The 18,790-nt window shown below is 38.0% G+C and carries 20 protein-coding genes and 1 pseudogene; 19 read left to right on the plus strand and 2 right to left on the minus strand.

All coding sequences use genetic code 11. From position 1 onward, the window contains the following. From QZ488_RS17025 to QZ488_RS17115, 19 genes and pseudogenes are all read left to right on the plus strand, one after another. A pseudogene (locus QZ488_RS17025) lies at positions 1 to 201 on the plus strand (UDP-N-acetylglucosamine 4,6-dehydratase (inverting)); the annotation flags it as partial. 2 nt (positions 202 to 203) lie between these two features. Beyond that, positions 204 to 1,361, plus strand: a complete 1,158-nt coding sequence (gene pseC / locus QZ488_RS17030; protein WP_293751033.1) for a UDP-4-amino-4,6-dideoxy-N-acetyl-beta-L-altrosamine transaminase — start codon at positions 204 to 206, stop codon at positions 1,359 to 1,361. Continuing rightward, entirely contained in the window at positions 1,358 to 2,053 is a 696-nt protein-coding gene (pseF, locus tag QZ488_RS17035) for a pseudaminic acid cytidylyltransferase (RefSeq protein ID WP_293751035.1), read from the plus strand. Before pseC ends, pseF begins: the two co-directional genes overlap by 4 nt. Positions 2,054 to 2,058: 5 nt before the next feature. Further along, positions 2,059 to 3,132 (plus strand): UDP-2,4-diacetamido-2,4,6-trideoxy-beta-L-altropyranose hydrolase, encoded by a 1,074-nt coding sequence (pseG, locus tag QZ488_RS17040; protein WP_293751036.1) that lies wholly within the window; start codon positions 2,059 to 2,061, stop codon positions 3,130 to 3,132. Next, on the plus strand, positions 3,119 to 3,619 hold the full coding sequence (locus QZ488_RS17045) for a GNAT family N-acetyltransferase (RefSeq protein WP_293751038.1): 501 nt from the start codon (positions 3,119 to 3,121) through the stop codon (positions 3,617 to 3,619). The genes pseG and QZ488_RS17045 overlap by 14 nt, the downstream gene beginning before the upstream one ends. Beyond that, a complete protein-coding gene (pseI, locus tag QZ488_RS17050; protein WP_293751040.1) occupies positions 3,619 to 4,674 on the plus strand; it encodes a pseudaminic acid synthase in 1,056 nt (351 codons plus the stop codon). Before QZ488_RS17045 ends, pseI begins: the two co-directional genes overlap by 1 nt. 22 nt (positions 4,675 to 4,696) lie before the next feature. After that, positions 4,697 to 5,314: a pseudaminic acid biosynthesis-associated methylase gene (locus tag QZ488_RS17055; protein WP_293751042.1), complete on the plus strand. Its 618-nt coding sequence runs from the start codon at positions 4,697 to 4,699 to the stop codon at positions 5,312 to 5,314. A gap of 4 nt (positions 5,315 to 5,318) precedes the next feature. Continuing rightward, a complete protein-coding gene (locus tag QZ488_RS17060; RefSeq protein ID WP_293751044.1) occupies positions 5,319 to 6,467 on the plus strand; it encodes an N-acetyl sugar amidotransferase in 1,149 nt (382 codons plus the stop codon). After that, positions 6,464 to 7,078 (plus strand): imidazole glycerol phosphate synthase subunit HisH, encoded by a 615-nt coding sequence (hisH, locus tag QZ488_RS17065; RefSeq protein ID WP_293751046.1) that lies wholly within the window; start codon positions 6,464 to 6,466, stop codon positions 7,076 to 7,078. The genes QZ488_RS17060 and hisH overlap by 4 nt, the downstream gene beginning before the upstream one ends. A gap of 1 nt (position 7,079) precedes the next feature. Further along, positions 7,080 to 7,862 carry an imidazole glycerol phosphate synthase cyclase subunit gene (locus QZ488_RS17070; protein WP_293751048.1) on the plus strand — a complete coding sequence of 261 codons (783 nt, stop codon included), beginning with the start codon at positions 7,080 to 7,082 and terminating at the stop codon, positions 7,860 to 7,862. Positions 7,863 to 7,894: 32 nt separating this feature from the next. After that, positions 7,895 to 8,878 (plus strand): Gfo/Idh/MocA family oxidoreductase, encoded by a 984-nt coding sequence (locus QZ488_RS17075; protein ID WP_293751050.1) that lies wholly within the window; start codon positions 7,895 to 7,897, stop codon positions 8,876 to 8,878. 5 nt (positions 8,879 to 8,883) lie between these two features. Next, complete coding sequence (locus QZ488_RS17080) at positions 8,884 to 10,209, plus strand: DegT/DnrJ/EryC1/StrS family aminotransferase (RefSeq protein ID WP_293751052.1); 1,326 nt, start codon at positions 8,884 to 8,886, stop codon at positions 10,207 to 10,209. After that, entirely contained in the window at positions 10,193 to 10,720 is a 528-nt protein-coding gene (locus tag QZ488_RS17085; protein WP_293751054.1) for a GNAT family protein, read from the plus strand. The genes QZ488_RS17080 and QZ488_RS17085 overlap by 17 nt, the downstream gene beginning before the upstream one ends. A gap of 60 nt (positions 10,721 to 10,780) precedes the next feature. After that, positions 10,781 to 11,677: a hypothetical protein gene (locus QZ488_RS17090; RefSeq protein WP_293751056.1), complete on the plus strand. Its 897-nt coding sequence runs from the start codon at positions 10,781 to 10,783 to the stop codon at positions 11,675 to 11,677. Positions 11,678 to 11,812: 135 nt separating this feature from the next. After that, complete coding sequence (locus QZ488_RS17095) at positions 11,813 to 12,652, plus strand: flagellin (RefSeq protein ID WP_293751058.1); 840 nt, start codon at positions 11,813 to 11,815, stop codon at positions 12,650 to 12,652. A 68-nt stretch (positions 12,653 to 12,720) separates the two neighbouring features. Continuing rightward, entirely contained in the window at positions 12,721 to 13,125 is a 405-nt protein-coding gene (locus QZ488_RS17100) for a flagellar protein FlaG (protein WP_293751060.1), read from the plus strand. 31 nt (positions 13,126 to 13,156) lie between these two features. Beyond that, a complete protein-coding gene (gene fliD / locus QZ488_RS17105; RefSeq protein WP_293751062.1) occupies positions 13,157 to 14,545 on the plus strand; it encodes a flagellar filament capping protein FliD in 1,389 nt (462 codons plus the stop codon). 17 nt (positions 14,546 to 14,562) lie between these two features. Continuing rightward, positions 14,563 to 14,961 (plus strand): flagellar export chaperone FliS, encoded by a 399-nt coding sequence (fliS, locus tag QZ488_RS17110; RefSeq protein ID WP_293751064.1) that lies wholly within the window; start codon positions 14,563 to 14,565, stop codon positions 14,959 to 14,961. A gap of 14 nt (positions 14,962 to 14,975) precedes the next feature. After that, complete coding sequence (locus tag QZ488_RS17115; protein ID WP_293751066.1) at positions 14,976 to 15,275, plus strand: flagellar protein FliT; 300 nt, start codon at positions 14,976 to 14,978, stop codon at positions 15,273 to 15,275. A gap of 32 nt (positions 15,276 to 15,307) precedes the next feature. Here QZ488_RS17115 and QZ488_RS17120 read toward each other — a convergent pair whose 3' ends face one another. After that, the gene (locus QZ488_RS17120) at positions 15,308 to 17,812 is read right to left on the minus strand and encodes a 6-hydroxymethylpterin diphosphokinase MptE-like protein (protein ID WP_293751068.1); all 2,505 of its coding nucleotides are present in this window, start codon (positions 17,810 to 17,812) and stop codon (positions 15,308 to 15,310) included. A 93-nt stretch (positions 17,813 to 17,905) separates the two neighbouring features. Further along, entirely contained in the window at positions 17,906 to 18,757 is an 852-nt protein-coding gene (locus QZ488_RS17125; protein ID WP_293751070.1) for a flagellin, read from the minus strand. Positions 18,758 to 18,790: the final 33 nt, after the last annotated feature.

Here is an 18,790-nt window from a genome sequence, read left to right on the forward strand (position 1 = left end):
GATTCTCATTTAACCTTTGAATTTGAAGATCATTTTGTGATTGGCCCTAGTATTAGCTTTACGAATAAAGGGAGCTGTTTTGGTGAAAATGCTTTGGGAGAAAAGGGGGAACCTGTTAAGCAAGGTTTTGAATATGAGTCAGGTACCAACCCTCATTTTTTGACAGTTAAAGAGTTACAAGAATATGGAATAAAAGCATAAATATGATTCCTTATGGGAGGCAAAGTATTTCAGAAGAAGATATTCAAGCAGTTGTGAATGTTTTACGCTCTGATTATTTAACACAGGGCTCTGTTGTTCCGCAATTTGAGCAAGCGGTTGCGGATTATGTGGGGGCCAATTATGCAGTTGCAGTAAATAGTGGCACATCCGCGTTGCACCTTGCTTGTTTGGCTTTAGGGTTAGGTAAGGGAGATTACTTGTGGACTTCGCCCAATACCTTTGTTGCTTCAGCGAATTGTGCTTTGTATTGTGGTGCGCAGGTAGACTTTGTTGATATAGACCCGAAGACCTTTAATATGAGTATTAGTGCTTTAGAGTACAAATTACAGCAAGCAGAGAGAGCAGGTACTTTACCTAAAATAGTTATTCCTGTTCATTTTGCAGGGCTGTCGTGTGATATGAAAAAAATTACTCGTTTGGCCAAGCAATATGGTTTTTATATTATTGAAGATGCTTGTCATGCTATAGGTGGTAAATATTTAGATAAGCCGGTTGGTCATTGTCAATACTCAGATATAACTGTTTTTAGTTTTCATCCAGTGAAGATTATTACGACAGCAGAAGGTGGGATGGCTGTAACGCAGCAGCAGCATTTAGCAGAAAGAATGGCTTTATTGCGTAGTCATGGAATTACTCGTGAGACTAAGAAAATGACCCATGAGCCAGATGGACCTTGGTATTATCAGCAAATCGATTTGGGTTTTAATTACCGAATGACTGATTTGCAAGCGGCATTGGGTTTAAGTCAGTTAAAAAAAATTGGTGAATTTGTACGCCTGAGACATGATTTAAAACTGTATTACGATGATTTGATTGTAGGCCTGCCAGTTGCGACTCAATACCAAAGCTTGAATAGCTTTTCAGCATTGCATTTATACCCTATACAAATTGATTTAACGCAAATAACCCTGAGTTTCACTCAGGTATTTGAATTGCTAAGAGAGAATGGTATTGGCGTGAATGTTCATTATATCCCCGTGCATCTACAACCATATTATATTCAGCTAGGCTTCAAACCTGGAGATTTTCCGGTTGCAGAAGATTACTATACTAAAACCTTGTCACTTCCACTATATAGCGAGCTTAGTTTTGAGCAGCAGAATCTGGTTATTCAGGTGTTAACAGAGGTATTACAGTGAAGTTATGTGTGATTCCAGCGAGAGGAGGGAGTAGACGTATTCCACGCAAAAATATCCGGTTGTTTAATGGTAAGCCGATAATCGTTTATTCTATCGAAGCGGCACAGCAAAGTGGGTGCTTTGATCGGATTATTGTTTCTACAGATGATGAGGAAATAGCGAAAGTTGCCAAGCAGTATGGTGCGGAAGTGCCATTTATGCGACCAGCAGAATTATCTAATGACCATGCAGCAACTTTACCAGTGATTCGGCAGGCTATTGAGTGGTTTCAATTGCATGAAATGGAGCCCCAGTATGTTTGTTGCCTTTATGCAACCGCGCCTTTTATTGAGCCTAAATATATACAAGGTGCTTTTTTGCAATTACAGCAAACTGGTGCGGAATATTGTTTTAGTGCAACCAGTTTTCCATTTCCTATTCAGCGTGCAATTAAAATAAGTAAAGGCAATCGTGTGCAGATGTTTAATCCCGAAAATTTCAATACTCGTTCTCAGGATTTAGAAGAAGCTTTCCATGATGCAGGACAGTTCTATTGGGGTAAAAGGGCAGCTTTTTTGGCTGAGAAAATGATTTTTTCTGATATTGCAACACCTTATGTTTTGCCCCGTTATAAAGTACAAGATATTGATACACTTGAGGACTGGCATCGTGCTGAGGTGATGTATCAAGTACTCAATACTAAAGCAAGTTGAGTGGTATGGGTTTCGTATTTCGCGTAGATGCTTCAATACAAATAGGCACTGGTCATGTCATGCGTTGTTTGACTTTGGCGCATGCGTTAAAACTGCGTAATGCGGAGGTTAGATTTATCTGTCGTGAGCATTCAGGTAATTTGATCTCATATATTCAGCAACAGGGGTTTCAAGTATTAAGCTTACCCTTAGTGGAGCAGACTTTTGATCTCAGACATTTGATTCATGCTGCTTGGTTAGGTGTTACCCAAGCGCAGGATGCAGAGGCTTGTCGTGTAGCTTTACACGGTTACGCAGCAGACTGGCTTATAGTTGATCATTATGCTCTAGATTGCGAATGGGAAGAGGCTTTACAAGTCTACTATAATAACTTGATGGTCATTGATGATTTAGCTGATAGAGTGCATATATGTAATATTTTATTGGATCAAACGTATGGACGAGAAGCTTCAGCTTATCAAGGGAAAGTACCTGATGATTGTCAATCTTTGTTGGGGTCGCAGTATGCTTTATTAAGGCCTGAGTTTGCTCAATGGCGAGATTTTAGTTTGCAGCGTCGAGCTAATCCAGTGTTGAAAAATTTGCTGGTTACAATGGGAGGAGTTGATCAGGATAATGTTGCTGGGCAAGTTTTGGAAGTATTAGGTATTTGTGAATTACCAGAAGACATATCAATAATTGTCATACTAGGGTTAACGTCTCCACATGTGGCACAGATTAAAGCATTAGCTAGAAAAATGCCCTATAAAACTGAAGTTAAAACAGGGGTTAGTAATATGGCGGAAATTATGTCACACGCTGATATTGCAATTGGGGCTGCAGGAGCTACAACTTGGGAGCGCTGCTGTTTGGGGCTCCCCACTATCCTTATGCCTTTAGCTGGTAATCAGGGCGCGATTTTAGAAGTACTCACTGAGAAAGGTATATGTGAATCACTCAGCCTTAATCAGTTATCTATTTTTCCTAAAAAAATAAAGCATCTTGTTGCTAACCTTTCCAGCTTTATTGAGAAATGTAGTCTACTCACTAATGGTCAGGGCAGTGATTTAGTTGTAAGAGAGTTGTATGTCAATACTTAGGTCAATGCAGGATCAAGATTTAGCAATAGTTCGAAGTTGGCGTAATGACCCTAGAATTCGATCGTGCTTTTTTTCTCAGGCAGAAATTTCTATTTCTGAGCATGAAAATTGGTTTATTAAAAAACAGCAGGATGTGAATAATTATTTGAAAGTGTTTGAACTAGATGGACAAGCAAAAGGCTTTTTACAGCTTCTATGTATTCAGAGAAAACCGGAAATTTTTGAGTGGGGGTTTTATGTTGCCCCTGAGCATTTAGGTCAAGGTTTAGGGAAATTATTAGTGCGTAGTGCTATAGAGTTTGTTTTTAATGATCTAGACGCAAAAAAATTAATTGGTAAAGTAATTCAGGGCAATATTGTGTCGGAAAACATACATTATGCTCAGGGTTTTAAGCTAGAAGGTGTTCTTAGGAATGAGTGTTTTGTTTATCATGAGCTAAAAAATGTTTTATATTTTGGACTTTTAAAAAACGAATGGCGAAAATAATGAAGGAACTAAGCCACTTGAATATTAAAGGACGTTTGGTTGGCTATGATCAAGCACCGTATGTGATTGCAGAAATGTCTGCTAATCATAATGGCAATTTGGATAAGGCCATAGAAATTATTGCTATGGCAAAAGCGAGTGGTGTGGATGCGGTTAAAATACAAACGTATACACCTGATACTTTAACAATTGATTGTGATTTCCCCGATTTTCAATTAACTGAAGGCTTATGGCAGGGGCGCTCTTTATATCAATTATATCAAGAGGCTTTTATGCCTTGGGAATGGCATAAGACTTTGTTTGATTATGCGCAAAATATAGGTATTACCTTGTTTAGCTCGCCCTTTGATAAGACAGCCGTTGATTTGTTGGAGGACTTAAATGCGCCTGCCTATAAAATTGCTTCTTTTGAAGCAATAGATTTACCCCTGATTCAGTATGTTGCGAGTACTGGAAAACCGATGATTATTTCGACAGGTATGGCGGATGATGAGGAAATTTCAGAAGCCGTTAATGCAGCAGAAGAGGCAGGCTGCCAGCAACTTGCCTTATTGCATTGTGTCAGCGGGTACCCCGCTCCAGCGTCTGATTATAACTTGCGTACGATAACAGACATGCAAGAGCGATTTAAGTTGCCAATTGGTTTATCTGATCATACTTTAGATAATATTACTGCACTAAGTAGTGTTGCTTTAGGTGCTTGTATTATAGAAAAGCATGTGACTTTAGACCGTAGCAATGGTGGTCCTGATGATAGTTTTTCTTTACAGCCCAATGAGTTAAAGCAGTTAACACAAGATATAAAAACAGCATGGGCTGCTTTAGGTAAGGTTGATTATGGGCGAAAATCAAGTGAACAAACTAATGTGAAATTTCGTCGTTCCTTATACTTTGTTAAAGATATAAAGGCGGGGGAAGTTGTGACTGATGAGCATGTTAAAAGTGTACGACCAGGATTTGGCCTAGTGCCTAAAAATTACCCAGATGTGATTGGCCGAACTATGCTTCAGGCTGCGCTAAGGGGAACTCCAGTATCTTGGGCTTTATTGAAATAGATTGATTAGACAGCAGGTTAATATGAGTTATAGAACGGAGCAAGAGGCCTTTTGGGCTGGTGGATTTGGTAATGAATATATTGGTAGAAATAATGATACTGAGATAGTGGCTGCTAATCTAGCCTTGTTTGCTCGTATTCTTCAAGCGACTCAATCAATAGCTAGTGTTATTGAATTTGGTTCAAATATAGGCCTTAATTTACAGGCGATACGACATTTATTGCCTAAAGCCAATTTAGCAGCTATAGAGCTTAATACGCAAGCAGTGGCTGCTTTACAAAAACAACCTAATGTAAGCGTTTTTCATCAGTCAATTTTGGACTTTGAGCCAGAAATATCGCGTGACTTTGTGTTTATTAAAGGGGTTCTAATTCATATTAATCCAAATGAATTAGCGACGGTCTATGAAAAGTTGTATCGGTCGAGTAATCGCTATATTTGTATCGTCGAATATTATAGTCCTACTCCTGTTGAGCTAGATTATAGGGGGCATAATGGCAAACTGTTTAAGCGAGATTTTGCAGGGGAGATGTTGGATGCATATTCAAACCTTAAATTGCTAGATTATGGCTTTGTTTATCACCGGGATACGCATTTTGAGCAGGATGATTTGAATTGGTTCCTAATGGAAAAGAGGTAGTGAGATGCTAAAGTATTGTGTACGTTGTGTTATGCCACAAACTAAACCCGACCTTCATATGGATACTGAAGGTGTTTGTAGTGCTTGCCGGTCTTTTGAGAGTAGAAAAGAGGTTGATTGGGCGCAACGAGAAAAAGAGCTATTACTCCTTTTGAAGAAATTTAAAAGTAATGACAGTAATTGGGACTGTATTGTTCCTGTTAGTGGCGGGAAGGACAGTACTTATCAAGTAGTGCGTATGTTGCAATTAGGGCTTAACCCTCTTTGTGTAACTTCAACGACTTGCGATCTAAGTGATCTTGGTCGCACGAACATTGAGAATATTAAGCATTTAGGCGTTGATTATGTTGAGTTTTCACCGAATCCCCTTATTCGAGCTAAACTTAATAAAATTGGCTTGACCGAAGTGGGGGATATATCATGGCCAGAGCATGTTGGTATTTTTACTATTCCTGTACGTGCTGCAGTTCAATATAAAGTACCGCTTATAGTTTGGGGGGAAAATTCACAAAATGAATATGGTGGCCCGGCTGCAGCAGCGGAAAATAATACGTTAACAAGAGGCTGGTTGGAAGAGTTTGGAGGGCTACTTGGGCTTCGTGTCTCAGATCTTTCGGAAGTATATGGAATTGAGTCTAAATTTTTATTACCTTACCAGTATCCTTCTGATGCTGAACTTCAGCAGGTTGGTGTGACAGGGTTATTTTTAGGTCATTATTATCCTTGGGATGGGTTAGCTAATACATTAATTGCTCAGGCTCATGGTTTTACTTCTTTAGATAAAGCGGTAGAAGGGTCGATGGTTAATTATGAGAATTTAGATAACTACCAAACGGGAATACATGATTATTTTAAGTTTTTGAAGTTTGGCTTTTCTCGGACAACTGATATAGCCTGTTTACATTTAAGACGTGGGCGAATTACACGTAAAGATGCGCTGGATATTGTTCAGGTTCGTGATGGCAAGTTTCCATGGACATATTTAGGTAAATCCTTACATGATATTCTTGAGCTATTAGATATAACTGTCGATGAGTTTATTCGAATTTGTGACCGCTTTACGAATAAAAAAATATTTAAACGAGATGCATCAGGAGCTTTAATAAAGGATAAGGACGGTAATCTGGAAAAATTAAATTACGATAACCTATGAAGGTTGCCATTATTAATTATGGAATGGGTAACCTAGGGTCAGTACGTCGAGCTTTTGAGGATCTGGGGGCAGAAACGATTATTGCAAGTACGCCTGATGATTTATTGAAGGTAGATAAGATTGTACTGCCAGGCGTCGGTGCTTTTACTCAAGGGATGGCGCGTTTAAGTGCAGAAGGTTGGGTGCCTGCATTGCATAATGCGGTTATCAACCGGAAAACGCCTATACTCGGTATTTGTTTGGGAATGCAGATGTTAGCCACTCAAGGTTATGAAGGTGGGCAAACAGAAGGCTTAGGATTTATACCTGGAGAAATTCAAAAGTTAGATAATTTGGGTTGTAAATTAAGGTTACCACATGTTGGCTGGAATGAGGTGTATTACCCGTCGGTAGGTGAAATATTTGCGTGTATTAATAGCGCTACCGATTTTTATTTTGTGCATAGTTATGCATTTGTGCCCGATAGCGAAGAATATATTAGAGCAATTGTTAATTATGGTACTGAAATCGTTGCTGCAATCCAAAAATCACATATTTTTGGTTGTCAATTTCATCCAGAAAAAAGCTCTAAAGCTGGCAGACAACTGTTGAAAAATTTTTTAAATTATTAGCATGCTTAAAGTTCGAGTTATACCAACATTACTTTGGAAAGGGTTTGGTTTGGTTAAGGGGGTTGCGTTTAATAGTTGGCGACAAGTTGGAACCGTCCTGCCAGCAATTAAAATTTATAATGCAAGAGATGTAGATGAAATGATTTTGATGGATATCGAAGCATCTTTATTATCAATAGAGCCTGATGGAGACTCTATTGAATCATTTGCAGAGGAGTGTTCAATGCCGCTAACGGTAGGAGGCGGTATTAACAATTTAGAACAGGTGCAAAAATTACTTTATGCTGGAGCAGATAAAGTGACATTGAATTCATCTTTATATGAGACCCCAACTTTAATTAATGTTATTGCAAGTCACTTTGGTTCTCAGTGTCTTGTTGCAAGTATTGATGTTAGACAGAATGGCTTGGGGAAATATCAATGTTATAGCCATGCTGGCAGTGTTCCGACTCATAAGTGTGTGGTGCAATGGGCTAAAGAGGTCGCGGATAGAGGGGCTGGGGAGATTCTCCTTACGTCTATAGATAATGACGGTACGATGCAAGGGTATGATTTAGATTTGATTTCTCAGGTTTGTCAGAGTGTAGATATACCAGTGATTGCTTCGGGTGGAGCAGGAAAATATCAGGATATGGTTGATGCGGTTCAGCAGGCAGGTGCATCAGCTGTTGCAGCTGCTAGTATTTTTCATTTTACTGAAATGACACCTGCTGGCGCAAAGGCAGCACTACATAAAGTAGGAGTGCCTGTGCGAAAAATTTTTGCTAGCAATAGGGGTTTGTAATAGGTGAGCTATTGATAAGGGTGGAGTAATTGGTGGCTAATAATCATAAACTAAATGTTTTAATTGTGGGTTGCGGCAATATTGCTGGTGCATTTGATGAGAACAGAGGGGAGTATAAATTTCCTTATACTCATGCGGGTGCGTATGCTCAGGATGACCGGTTTAACATAGTGGGCTGTGTTGAGCCTGATCAAGTGAAAAGACTTGAGTTTATGAGTTTTTGGCTAGTCGACCAAGGGTGGAGCTCAATTGATGAGATACAAGGTGAAGTTGCGTTTGATATCATTAGTATATGTTCGCCCACTATTTATCATTATGAGAATATATTAAGTGCAATTGCGTTAAAACCTCAGTTAGTTTTTTGTGAAAAGCCAATTGCAGCTACATTACTTGATGCTGAAAGAATTGTTAATGAGTGTGAGCGTGCTGGTATTTTATTAGCGATCAATCATACCCGTACATGGGATCAAGTTTTACAACAACTAAAACTTGATATGGATAGTGGTAATTGGGGGGAATTAAGGTCAGTTGTTGGTTTATATAATAAAGGGATCTTAAATAATGGTTCGCACCTGCTGGATTTATTGCTGTTTCTCGTAGGTGAACTGCAAGTGATTAGTGTTGGGCCACCTACCTTTGATTTTTTTAATGATGATCCAACTGTTTCTGTTTTCTTGCAGAGTGATAAAGGTGTGGGTGTGCACTTAGTGTCTGGGAATGCGCAGGATTTTGCAATTTTTGAACTGCAGTTAATTTTTTCAAAAGGTGTTTTAGTTATGGAAGACTCTGGGTTTCGCTGGCGTGAGCGTATTGTAGAAAAAAGTGAGTTATTTACAGGGTATCAGTACCTGAATGCAGGGAAATATAAGAAAGGGGCTTATGAGCGGGCAATGAAATATGCAGTTGACAACATTTATCATTCAGTTGTAGAAGGGAAGCCTCTAAAGAAAAATGGAAGGATGGCTTTAAGAGTACAGTTTTTATGTGAGCAAATTAGACAGTTAGCGGTAGTATAAAAGACATGAGTAAGTGCAAATTTGATCGACAAGATAAAGAGGGTGCATTAGCTATCTTAGGGGGCGAGAGAGCAATTGATAAGCTTTTTATGGTCTATAATTCCCTTGGTAAAGAAGAGAAGCAAGCGGCTATAGGTGTTTTGGAAACTGGGGTGTTATCTCAATTTATTGGTGGTTGGCATGAGCACTTTTATGGAGGCCCCAAAGTTCGAGAATTTGAGCGTGCTTGTGAAACTTATTTTGACATTAAACATGCGGTTACTTTTAACTCTTTAACATCAGGGTTGATTTCTGCAGTAGGAGCCATCGGACTTGAGCCAGGCGATGAAGTTATTGTTAGCCCCTGGACTATGTGTGCAAGTGCAACAGCTATTTTGCATTGGAATGCCATACCTGTTTTTGCTGATATTGAAACAGAGACATTTAATTTGGACTTAAAGTCGGTTGAAGCGAATATTTCGCCTTATACGAAAGCGATTATTGCAGTAGATATTTTTGGTCATCCTGTCGATATGGATGCATTAATGACTTTGGCAGAAAAATATAATTTAAAAATCATCTCAGATACAGCGCAAGCTCCAAGTGCTTTCTATAAAGAACAATATGCGGGTACATTGGCAGATATAGGTGGGTATAGCTTGAATTATCATAAGCATATTCATACAGGTGAGGGTGGCATTATGGTCACTAATGATGATGAGTATGCGGAAAAAATGCGATTAATCCGTAATCATGCAGAAGCGGTTGTGGGGAGCAAAGGTGAAACCGACTTAGTTAATATGGTTGGTTATAATTTTCGTTTAGGTGAAATAGAATCTGCAATTGGTATTGAGCAATTAAAAAAGTTACCTGATTTTGTAATGCGCCGACAAATTATTGCTGAGCAGTTATCAAGTGGTTTGAAAAATTTACTAGGATTGAGAACTCCAATAATTAAACCAAACTGTACCCATGCTTATTATGTGTACCCTATCCTTTTAAATATAGATTTGTTAGGAGTAAGTCGGCAAGTAATTTTTGATGCTTTAGATGCTGAAGGGGTTTCTGGGTTAATACAGGGGTATGTGAATTTACACTTATTACCCATGTACCAGAGAAAAATAGCATATGGAAAGAAGGGGTTTCCGTGGACAGCTGAATTTTGTAAACGAAATGTGAATTATGATTTGGGGGTTTGTCCTGTTGCGGAACAATTACACAGAGAAACTTTTTTAGGATACCAAATGTGCTTGTATGAATTAACTGATGATGATGTTCAGTTGGTAATTTATGCGTTTAAGAAAGTATGGTCTAATTTGGGGGATTTGAGTGAATATGAAAAAGGTCGATAAGTATCATGACTTTCCATTATGCGGAAAAAGAATCACATTAAAAAAGTTTTCTAAGAAAGATATTACGCCTGAATATATTGCTTGGCTTAATAGTAAAGTTATTATGAAACACAGCCATCAGCGATTATCTGTTCATAATGCTATGAGTTGCATGCAGTATGTTGACTCTTTTTGTATGACTGATAATTTATTTTTATCGATTTATGTCGAAGAGTTACTGGTTGGTACTATGACTGCTTATATCTCCATTGAGGAGAAAATCGCTGATTTGGGGGTTTTGGTGGGAGACCGTATGTGGGGGAAAGGTATAGGTTATGAAGCATGGCAAACATTAATGGATTATTTATTGCTTCAGGAGTTTAGAGTAACGGCAGGAACAGTGCCTAGCAATATAGCCATGAAAAAAATTGCTATGCGGTCAGGAATGAAGTCACAAGGGGAGGATTACCTTGAAGAGGTAATTAATGGGGTAACTATGAGTACTTTGTACTCATTATATGTGGCTCCTTAATCTAGGTTTGTATGCATAAGGGTAAGGGGTTAGCTTACAGTATTAACTAGAGAAAAATTAATGGAAGTGAAAGAATTTTGTTTAATTGTTGCTCATGATGCGGGTGGTGCAGAAATACTTGTTAATTATGTAGTACAAAAAAAAGTCCCCTGTATTTTTGCTCTTGATGGACCTGCAATCAAGATTTTTTTGCGAAAAATCCCAGGCTTATCAATATGTAGTTTAGAGCAAGGGATTCAACAGGCTAGTTGGGTGCTTTGTGGTACAAGTTGGCAATCGGATTTAGAGTGGCGTGCGATTAAATTAGCAAAAAAAAGGCAGTTAAAGGTTGTTACCTTTCTGGATCATTGGGTAAATTATCAAGAACGATTTGTACGAAATGGAATTAGACAATTACCTGATCAAATATGGGTTGGTGATACAGATGCAGAAAAGGTTGCTCAATCTTGTTTTCCTGACCTACCCATTAGGGTAGAAGACAATCCTTATTTATTAGGTATAAAGAAGCAGCTTGCTAGTCTACAGTATTTAGTAAAAAAAGAGGAAAATAAGACCGTCGTTTTGTTTGTAAGTGAAAATATATCGGGACATGCTTTATTAAAATATGGGGATAAGGATTATTTTGGGTATACAGAATTCGGGGCTCTAGATTTTTTATTAGAAAATTTATGTTTAGTTTCTGATAAACCTATTGATAAGTTGATTATTAGGCCTCACCCATCAGATGAGAAAGGTAAGTATTCAGTTTATCAGAAAAAATTCCCTGAACTTATTACAGTAAGCGAGAATTCAACGCTATTAAAAGATATTTCCCTGGCTGATATAGTTGCAGGGTGTGAAAGCATGGCTTTAGTCGTTGCCTTGGTAGCTGAGAAATATGCTATTAGTTGTATACCAGGGCAACAAGAAGTAAGGCTTCCACATAGTAAAATTCACAGATTGAAAAATATGTTATAGGTTGTCTGAATAAAAAAAACTAAAGAAATATTTCATTTAGTCGATACACATAACGAGTTTAAAAATTATGTTGAATTTATTTTAATTATTTTCTTAATCGATCTTAAGTATTAGGAAATCTTGGAGGGTAGTATCATGGCAATGGTAATCAATACAAACGTAGCATCCATTAATAGTCAACGTCAGTTAACAAATACTAATAATGCATTAGCAACATCAATGGAGCGTTTATCATCAGGTTTACGTGTTAACTCTGCTAAAGATGATGCGGCAGGTTTAGCAATTGGTAATAAAATGGATTCCCAGATTAGAGGTATGACTGTCGCAACACGAAATGCAAGTGATGGTATTTCTATGGCGCAAACAGCTGAATCAGCTATGGGTGAAATCACTAATACCATGCAAAGAATGCGTGATTTAGCTGTACAGTCTGGGAATGACGGGGCCGTTACTGCTAAGGACAGAGAAAAACTACAATCAGAGTATAAACAGTTGAATGATGAGTTATCACGGATTGTGAAAAATACAGAGTTTAATGGTAAAAAAATTATTAACGGCTCATTGTCTGGTGGTATTGCTATTCAAGTTGGTGCGAACACTACAGCTGATAACCAAATTTCAGTTGATGTTGCCAATGTGTCAGGAACTATATCTGATGTAACTGCTGCAAGTATAGGTAGCGATGCTACAGCGACAGGGGCTTTAGCAGCTATAGCCGCAATTGATGCAGCAATTGAAGCAATCGATACTTCGAGAGCTAAGTTAGGTGCGGTACAGAATCGATTTACAACTACCATTTCTAATTTACAGTCTTCTATTGAAAATCAATCTGCGGCTAAATCTCGTATTATGGATACTGATTTTGCGATGGAAACAGCTGAATTGAGTCGAAACCAGATTCTTCAGCAAGCGGGTACTGCGATGTTATCTCAGGCAAATCAGGCGCCAAATGCAGTGCTTGGGTTATTAAGGTAAAATGAGTAAAAAATGAATACCCTCGATTGAGAGGGTATTCGTTTTTTGTAATAGCGTTGAGGTGACTTATGAATAATGATATTTCGAATGTAACAAATGTGTCATTTTCTCCTCTTGCTCGTGAAGCTAAGAATACTCAAAAGCCAGAAAGCAACATCCTTAAAAGTGCTGAAGATTACCAGCTAAAGAAAACTACAGAACAGGGGGCTGATAATAAGCAGTCACCTGCTAAAGTGACCTCTTTGGATGAAGCTCGGAAGTTAGTTGAAGAGGGAAATAAAATACTTGAAAATGTACAAAGAAATTTACAGTTCAAGGTAGATGACTCAACTAAACGGGTCGTAATGAGTATTGTGGATAAGCAAACAGGTGAAACAATACGCCAAGTGCCCACTGAAGATGTTTTGGCACTTGCAAAAAGAATGCAAGAATCTGATGGCAAATCTGGCAGTATTGAAGGATATATCGCTTAGGTGAGAATAAAAAGGTTAGGGGGGAGCGGATATGGCTATAACATCATCATTAGGAATTGGTAGTGGGATGGATATCAATGCTATCGTTAGTCAACTGGTTCAGGTTGAAGGTCAGCCTGCTTATGGCTCGATAGAGAGGAAAGAAAGCGCTGCTAATGATCGTTTAAGTGCATTGGGACGCTTAAAGTCATCTTTATCTGATTTTCGTACTGCAACGGGCAAGCTTAATGAGCTTGGCTCTTTTAGTGCGCATAAAGTAAGCTCTGCAAATGAGGATGTTTTAACTGCTACGGCTGATTTAGGAGCAGCTACTGGATCTTACTCTATGGAGGTACAGCAGTTAGCAGAGGCGCATAAACTGACTTCCAAAGGTTATTCGGGCTACAGTGATATTGTTGGTAGTGGGGCGTTGACCTTGTCAGTTGGCGGTAATGATTTTTCAGTTACTTTAGATGCTACCAATAATACTTTACAAGGTGTTCGTGATGCCATAAACCAAGCAGGTGATAATACAGGCGTTAATGCGAGTATTATTAATGTTGATGATGGTGTCGGAGGTACAGTTTCTAAATTGGTTTTAACATCAAAAGAGACTGGGACAGCGAATAATATATCTATTACAGCAGTAGAAGACCCCGCTGTTCCTGGTTTATCTAGTTTAGTATATGATCCCGCTGGGACTGGAGTGACTAATTTAACCGAACAAAATGAAGCCCAAGATGCGAAAGTTTTTGTTGACGGGCAATTAGCTACGAGAAGTAGTAATTCAATTGATGATATTATACAAGGTGTTACTTTAGATTTAAAAACAGCGGAAATAGGGGGTGTTTTTAATTTAGATGTTACTTTAGATGAGGAAAGCATTAAGGAAGTCGCTGAAGGCTTTGTATCAGCCTATAATGGTTTAATGTCTATTGTTAAAGACTTAGGTAAGTTTGATGCTGAAGGTGAAGGTTCTGGGGCGTTAATTGGAGATTCAACATTGCGTAATGTGCAGACGCAAATACGTCAAGCGGTGAGTGATACGGTAAGTAGTGCTACTACGGATTATGATTCTCTGGCCACTATAGGTATTACTATGGATCGAGATGGCGTGATGTCCTTGAATAGTACTGACTTTTCTAATGCTTTAAAATCAAATATAAACGCAGTAAGTGACGTATTTTCATCACGTGATGGTGTTGCTGCTCGGTTAGATACTCGATTAGACCAGTATTTGAATTCAGGTGGAACTTTTGATTTACAGACTAAATCACTGAATAAACAATTAAGTAAACTTTCTGATGAGCGTGATACTGTCGCACTTAGACTAGATAACTTAGAACGTACGCTAATGAAACAATTTATTGCTATGGATGTTACTGTGGGGCGATTTCAGTCTACAGGGGCTTATTTGGCATCGCAATTAGCGAATCTTTGATTCCAAAGGATATATAAATGAGACCTACTATGTATAGAAACAATGCAAATAAATATGCGGCTATTCATACAGAGTCAGTTGCAGAAGAGGCTTCTCCTCATAAACTAATTCAGATGTTAATGAGTGGTTTTTTAATGCGAGTTAATGCTGCAAAAGGTGCAATGACCCGTCACGACTATCAAGAAAAAAGTATTCAAATCTCTAAAGCTTCGGGGATTGTTGGTGGTTTAATTGATGGGCTTGACTTGGAAAATGGTGGGGATATATCTGTTAACTTGCATAGTTTGTATGAGTATATTAATTCACGATTATTTCAGGCGAGTGCTGAGAATAGTGTTGACATATTAGATGAAGTGAGTAATTTAATGCGTGAAGTGCAAGTAGCATGGAATGCCATTCCAGAAATGTATCAATAACGCCTATGAGTTTAATGGTTAATGGCCTTGTTTCTCAGTGTTTAAGTTATTCTGGAAAAATACAGAGCGCCTTATCTAGTGGTGATTGGGAGGCATTAAATAAGCTTTTAGAAGATAGGCAGCTTGATTTAGAGAAGCTGGTCTCTTTAATGACAGCTGAAGATAAAGCACCTCAGCTTAAAGAGTTGATTCTAAGTATACAGGAAGCAGATAAATACTTTGTGCAGGTGTTAAAAGAAAAAAAGCAAGATATTGAGTCTCAAATTTTTTCCCTTAAGAAAGGGAGAAAGTCCATTAAGGCTTACCAATTATAAAACAATAAGTTATATTTTATTGTTGTTAATACTCAAGTAGCTTCAGTTCGTTTTTTGTTTCCTATTTCCATTTTTAAGGTTAAAGCTATTTCCATTCCTGGGTCAACTGTCAAAATATGCTCAAGCATTAATTCTGCGGCTTCATATACCTTCATATCCATATATAATCTTGTTAGTTTTAGTTTGCAAACTAAGTCTTCTGGAAAAAAGTTAACATATTCTGTGTAGCAATCAATTGCCAAGATATTATCGCCAGTGAGATGGGCTGATTCAGCATAGAATGGAAGGTATGTAGGAGATAACTGAGAAAGGCATTTTAAGGCTAAAAGAGTATTTGAGTGATCGTTTGTTCGGATGCTTATAGCGGTAACTCTAAGTAATGCCTCTTCTAATAGTGGGGAATTCTCAATGTTTAGAATTTTATTATGGAGCTCTAGCGCAAGTTGTGTGTCACCTTCTTGCTCTGCAATATAAGCTGATATCAAGTATTGATAATCTTCTTTTTCAGTTGTTTCAATATGGCGTAAACTATTGAGTAAATCTTTTAATTTATCAGTCTTGTTATGCTTAAATAATAAAGTCGCTTTAGCTTTTAATAAGGCTAAGGAAGACTGGTTTTCCGTCATTTTTTTAAATGCTGTATCAGTGGTATTTAAAATAGATTGAAATTCTTCACTTAGATTTTTAAATTCTAAACGGGCTGTTTCGGGGATATTTATATTAGAATGCAGATTTTTCCATATATTAATACGATTGTAGCTTTTATCTTTTGTCCATTGCCTGATTAATACAGAGAAATCAGGATTATCTTTAAGCTCTTCGGTGCGTGTTTGAGTGCGTAATAGTGTATCTTCAAAGAGAGAGAGTAGTTCTGAAGAGGCAGATTTATAAGATGTATAATAAATTTTTCCAATTTCTTGAGCTTTTTCAGCGCCCCATAACTCGCTATCACCATAAGGGGAAGTTATTCTGATGAAATCCCGTACTCCGAAACTTTTTGTCAGTTCTGCATAAAGCTTGTGTTTCTTTTTTAGTTGCCTTTCAATTGAATCAAGCTCTTGTTTGTCCTTAGGGTTTTCTATAGACCCTTGTTCACTATACATTTCATTGTTTATTTTTAGAGCTTTTATTGCAAGTTTTTTAATAGCCTTTAAGTGGTGAATAGCTTTATTCAGCTCATTGGTGAGTAATTGGTAGTGAGTTTGTAGTTCGGGGATACCTAGTTGGGGTATTGATATGCTTGTGTCTTGAGTTACTTGGGGGGCAAATACAAAATTCTCTGGTAGAGTATGAATAACGTTTTCTGCGATAGCAGCATCAGCAGATAAGTTAATGATAGTTTTATTTTTTGCTTTAATTTCACCGGCTTGAAACCCTAGGTTTTGTAAAGCAATATGGTATTCGGGTTCAGTTGTGCGCATTACACCACTATAGGTTTCTACTTCTAATAATGAGGAGTCATACTTTGGGCCAGATATGGCTTCATCGCTGCCTTCTGCATGAGTAATGCCTTCTGCTGTAAAGCAAAGGTCAAACCCGGCTAGTAGAATTTGTTTGCAACCAGAGTAATGTGCTGCGGCAAGTGCGCTGTTAGAAACTGTAGGGCCTGCTGAGTTAATGTTTTTAGGGTTGGCATTTGTTTTCCAGGGGAAACGATTTCCAAAATATAATTTGACGCCAGTCCATTGGTTAACGAGTGCCGGATCTACATGGTGAGAGTGAATAAATACGCTTTTTTTAAATAAAAACATTTCTTTACTTACATCGATGTTTTCCGGAGCGGGGTCAACTGAGCAAACAAAGTCAGGTTCTATATTAGTGTTAATGAGTTGTCGCGAAATACGTGAAACAGAAAAGATAACAAGTTTATTTCTGTTTTCTTTTACCCATGGTAGTATTTTAGTAAGAGATGGTCCTCCAGCAAGAACTATGGCTGTTCTACCTTTATAAATATTTTCAATTGATTTTACGGGTAATATATTATCAGCAATATTTTGAATTTGGCAGCGAATGAAAAACTGGGTGCCGAGGCTACTTGTGAATTGAAATTGTAAAGATTGAAGTTCCTCGGATATTTTCCAGCTTAATTCAGGGTACTCAATTAAACTAGCCTGTTGAGCACAAATTGCTTTAAACATCTTTACATTACGTAAAAAACTATAATCTTTTAGTTTTAACTCTAATGCTTGATCTTTCCATTTTGTTGCAGAAGTACATATAATGCTGGGGTCAAGGAAGTCAAGTAGTTGGTGTTGGTGAAGTTGATTTAAAATCTCATCAATTTCGATAAACAGGTAGCGAGTTCCTAATGGCACCCCTTGTTCTTGAATATATTTAGGGAGCAAGCCCGAGTCTGTACCTATGATGATATAGAGTGAATCTTCATCAAATATTTTTTTTTTAAATTCAGTGTCGAATATAACTTTAGCACTTATTTTACTAAAACTATCACGATTAACATTATATAAAAAGTGTTCGTTAAAACGATTTGTTTTTAACGCACTTGCAGAGAATTGTAAAATATCAGTGATAAGCATAGTGAATAGGGAGGAATGTTAGGAAATTATGTGCCATTACTTATCTTAACTTAATTAGTAATGGCATTAGAAAAATTTTCATAATATCTCAATCTATTGAAGTAGTTGCAGAACAGCTTGAGGCCTTTGGTTTGCTTGAGAAAGCATTGCAGTGCCCGCTTGTTGTAATATTTGACTTCGACTGAGTGCCGCTGTTTCCGCTGCAAAATCAGCATCAATAATACGAGATCTTGCAGCGGATTGATTTTCTACAGAAGATTGTAAATTAGAAATCGTTGTAACAAATCGGTTTTGTATTGCACCCAATTTTGCTCTTGATGTATCAATTGATTCAATCGCCAAATCAATCGAGGCAACTGCAGCTAAAGCCCCTGCTGGTCCTGCATCACTGCCGATGCTTGCTGCAGTTACACCGGTACCAGATAAAACCCCTGACATATCATCAACTTCAACGGAAATTTGATTGTCTGCTGTGGTGTTTGCACCGACTTGAATTGCTACTCCACCAGATAACGAGCCATTAACGATTTTTTTACCATTAAATTCAGTATTATGAATAATACGCGATAATTCGTCATTAAGTTGATTGAATTCAGCTTGTAATTTTTCTCTATCTCCCGTTGAGACAGCGCCATCATTAGCTGACTGCACTGCTAAGTCACGCATACGTTGCATGGTGTTCGTCATTTCTCCCATTGCTGCTTCAGCTGTTTGCGCCATAGAAATACCATCACTTGCATTTCGTGTTGCGACAGTCATACCTCTAATTTGTGAGGTCATTCTATCTGCAATTGCAAGCCCAGCGGCATCATCTTTAGCGCTGTTAACACGCAAGCCAGAAGATAAGCGCTCCATAGATGTACTTAAAGCGCTATTAGTTTCTGTGAGTTGTCTTTGAGCATTGATTGAGCTTATGTTTGTATTAATGACCATTCCGCTAGACATGATATTTACCTCGAGTTAGTTGGTGTTGTTTGT

The organism is uncultured Paraglaciecola sp. (genome assembly GCF_913020055.1).
GTDB lineage: Bacteria > Pseudomonadota > Gammaproteobacteria > Enterobacterales > Alteromonadaceae > Paraglaciecola.